Origin of the sequence: Pseudoalteromonas rhizosphaerae, assembly GCF_902498845.1 — a bacterium.
Taxonomy (GTDB): Bacteria; Pseudomonadota; Gammaproteobacteria; order Enterobacterales; family Alteromonadaceae; genus Pseudoalteromonas; species Pseudoalteromonas rhizosphaerae.
Genome location: NZ_CABVLM010000032.1, coordinates 1 through 3,296, shown reverse-complemented (window position 1 = coordinate 3,296; position 3,296 = coordinate 1). Strand labels below are relative to the sequence as shown.

Here is a 3,296-nt window from a genome sequence, read left to right as displayed (position 1 = left end):
ATCGACCAAGGTGAACAGGTTGTGCACCTCTATGTTCTTCAACATAGGCGACTTCATTGAATTCTTTATGTGTATCAAGTCCGATAAAAAGTATGCTATGTTTATTCATGTTAGCCTCTGCTGTTTAATTAATTGATAAACTAATTATGGCTCTGGCTTTGAATTAAGCTAACCCACGAAAAGCGGAGGCTAACACCGTGTGGGAGTCATTATGTCTATATGCTCTCATGCATCCATAGGTAGAGTTGATGAATTTAGAAAATAGAGTATTGCCATACTTATCTTTAGGAACAGTTACTTTACTGTGTTTTATTTCAACTATTTTTATTCCAGAAGGTGATTTTAAAAACGTTTTATTGTCTGTAGGAGCTAATGGAGTATTCTTTTTTATCGCTTACTTCTTCTATGATATCGTTAGGCAATTTATCCTAAAAAAAGAACTTCGATACATCCATCAACATATTAGACAGCAAATATCGTCTAGCATATTTAGCTACTTGTACTTCGTGAAAAAGATAGTTTATGGGTACAACCTTGATACGAATACAATTGAAAATATTATGGGTATAGCGAAGTTAAAAAAAGGTGAAATTAAAAACCATATAGCTAATCAAAGTTATTTGGGTTTTCAGATATTTAAATCTTCATCGGAAGTCAGAAGCCTATTTAATGAAATAGGTAGAGATAGTATTTTCTTAAAATTTTCATCCCATTTAGATTCCATAGGATTATTAAAAATATCAAATAACTTAACGAAACTGGAATTGATATATAAAAACCAAGAAAATTTTAAGGCATGTGCAGAGAAAGGAATTGAATTTAAAGTTGTGGATGGAAAGACACTAAACCCTGCTAATGACGATAAGTTATTACTAATGAAATCTACGGTGCATGACACAAGGTTTGTTGTTTACGATAGTGGGTACTTTGAAAAGGACACTCGTGACTTACTGTTAAATCGCTATGTTTTAAAACCAGATGTTGCAGAATACGTATCAGTCATAATGCAAGAGACTCTCATACTCATGTCAAACTGGTTGCCTCAGGAAAATGATGTTGTTTCTCCAAGTGGTATGTTCAGAGTCATAAAAGGTTTTTTTAGTGAAAAAACAGATATGAATAATAATGAAAGCAACTTGTTTGTTGCTGATATAGTTGAATATAAAAAACGCATATAATCGGGTAGCCGGAGGTCTCTAACCTCCAGCCCCCACACCACCCATCATGCGGGTCCGCAATGGGCGGTTCATCTCCCGTAATGAATATTGATCCAAATATCTCTCAATGACACTAAACCTTGTGAAGCTAAGTAGTTATTGCCTAGCGCAATGTTAATTCCTTTTGTTTTTGAGCTTCTACAAGGGCCTTCGCTTCCAAGCGCCTACTTTTGGTACTGGTAATACCACAGGCTATGGCGAGTCGTTCGCTAACACTCAATCTTATTAAACTGCGTACTTTAGTGCGTGCTATTCCTTATAAATAGCGCCATTGCCGCCAGTAGCACATCCTTATCCTACGGCGGATCCAGAGATCTAAATCCACCGTTAGCTATAATAATCAAAGTCAAAATAGACTGCCCAATCGGGCGACGGCAGCTTTTTATTGACGGAATGGCAAACGACTTGGCTGTATAGAGCCTGCTTTCCTTTAAATAAACAGCGGAATATTACAGTTAACAAAGGTATGAATAAATTGACCTTACGTGGACAAACGAAAGTGAATGCGCAATGGCAGTTGTATTGCCTTGTTCATAACCTAGAAAAGCTGAGAAACACGATGCATTAATTAGCGTAAGCCCTTATCACCTCAAATAATCCACTCAAACACCTGTGATACCTTCCAAAACGCCTATTAAAGCAACAGCAAATCCTCTTTTTATATTTTACGTAAAATCGAAGTAACCGATTGAATCAAAATAGGAACTCGGCTATGGTTAATGCATCAATAAAAATAAATCAAAAACGAGTAATTCTACAGCCTCGTTATACGTAATCAACTATGAAACGAATATTCGATAGATACGAACCAGATGAATGGACAACAGACGGAGCTATGATTCTGTCGGGTGAAAGTGTTTTAAAAATAAAGGCAGTTCTTGCTAGAGGTCCGATTATTGTACAGCACTGGTTTTATCGCGGAGCAAGCTGTCCACGGGTATTCGGCTTTGATGACTTCGAAGATTTTGAGGTACACCTAAAGGAGAATGCAGTTCCAGGTGATGCATTTGATATTTGGAGTTTTAACGAGGTATGTACTCAAGATAAAGTTGTTACAGAAGGCAAGCTTCATGATAAAGATGGTTGTATTCCAAAGAAAGGAGCTTATTAGAGTGCCAGCGTATAAAAAATTGCTCAATTTGACGCAGCGGTCTACGCTCCTTTTTGTGCATTCGCTGCGCTCATTGTTGCACAAAAATCCGCTACAACTGCCGCGCAAATTAGCAAGGCGTTAGCATGCAAGGGGAATCGTGAAGCACATTTCATTTTTGGTTGCAGTACTTCTGGTGGGATGCTCCTCTTCTTGGAGTGATGGACCCTATGAAGTTTACTGGATAGACGGTGTTAAAAGTCTTGGCTTTAACGTTGGTGATGGAGCATATATTGGACGTATAGATGAGCCCATGAGTATCAATGCAAATGAAAAATTCATTTCAGTATATGCTTGCCCAGAACAGTCATGTGCTTACTACTACATAGATCGGGAAAAAGACCATAAATTTGCGGATGCTACCGAGTTTGTTTTTGGTCCATACACGAAAGAATCGTTCGTTAAGTTACAAAAGAAATTGATATTGCCAGAGCTAAATGAGTAGTAAAAATGCTAACAAGGCCAGGCACGGCGACGGCGTTTCCAAGAGGTAGCTAGCCAATGGAACTAAGAATAGATAGATTTGTATGGGTGCTAGCATGCAGTTTATGCACTGTTGCTACAGCCTTTCTATTTGTTCCAGATTTGGCCAATATCTATTTTTCATACGGACGTTACTTTGTTTATTTGGCTTTTTTTGTCGGCTTAGTGGCAATTTCTTTAACTTGGTATCGTTCATATAAGTTAAAAGGTTGGCGTAATCACGTAATGGCTTTAATCAAAACGGTTGTTCTTATAGGCATTTTTACTTCAACATTTATAATATTGATTGTTACACATAGTGGTATTTAAAATAAAAACATAACACATATGAGCCTTAACTCTGTCAATAGGCAATAGAGTTCTTTTTGACCGTTTTTATAAATTGACGGTCAATTCTAAACCAATAAACAAATTCGTTTACTTCGTCTGTCGATGCGGCTGTTAAG

At 37.3% G+C, this 3,296-nt stretch carries 4 protein-coding genes and 2 pseudogenes; 5 read left to right on the top strand and 1 reads right to left on the bottom strand.

Going from position 1 to position 3,296, the window contains the following annotated elements; genetic code table 11:
- Window positions 1-248: 248 nt before the first annotated feature.
- A complete protein-coding gene (locus tag PSR9079_RS23265; RefSeq protein ID WP_149983441.1) occupies window positions 249-1,178 on the top strand; it encodes a hypothetical protein in 930 nt (309 codons plus the stop codon).
- A 68-nt stretch (window positions 1,179-1,246) separates the two neighbouring features.
- On the opposite strand, the pseudogene PSR9079_RS24110 reads toward PSR9079_RS23265, so the two are convergent.
- Window positions 1,247-1,542 (bottom strand): annotated as a pseudogene (locus PSR9079_RS24110) (hypothetical protein); the annotation flags it as partial.
- Between the two features lie 14 nt (window positions 1,543-1,556).
- Between PSR9079_RS24110 and PSR9079_RS24310 the strand changes: the two are divergent.
- The 4 genes and pseudogenes from PSR9079_RS24310 to PSR9079_RS23240 form a co-directional block, all read left to right on the top strand.
- A pseudogene (locus PSR9079_RS24310) lies at window positions 1,557-1,785 on the top strand (transposase); the annotation flags it as partial.
- 213 nt (window positions 1,786-1,998) lie between these two features.
- Window positions 1,999-2,328 carry a hypothetical protein gene (locus PSR9079_RS23250; protein WP_149983440.1) on the top strand — a complete coding sequence of 110 codons (330 nt, stop codon included), beginning with the start codon at window positions 1,999-2,001 and terminating at the stop codon, window positions 2,326-2,328.
- Window positions 2,329-2,467: 139 nt separating this feature from the next.
- The gene (locus PSR9079_RS23245) at window positions 2,468-2,812 is read left to right on the top strand and encodes a hypothetical protein (RefSeq protein WP_149983439.1); all 345 of its coding nucleotides are present in this window, start codon (window positions 2,468-2,470) and stop codon (window positions 2,810-2,812) included.
- A gap of 56 nt (window positions 2,813-2,868) precedes the next feature.
- On the top strand, window positions 2,869-3,159 hold the full coding sequence (locus tag PSR9079_RS23240; RefSeq protein WP_149983438.1) for a hypothetical protein: 291 nt from the start codon (window positions 2,869-2,871) through the stop codon (window positions 3,157-3,159).
- Window positions 3,160-3,296 lie beyond the last annotated feature (137 nt).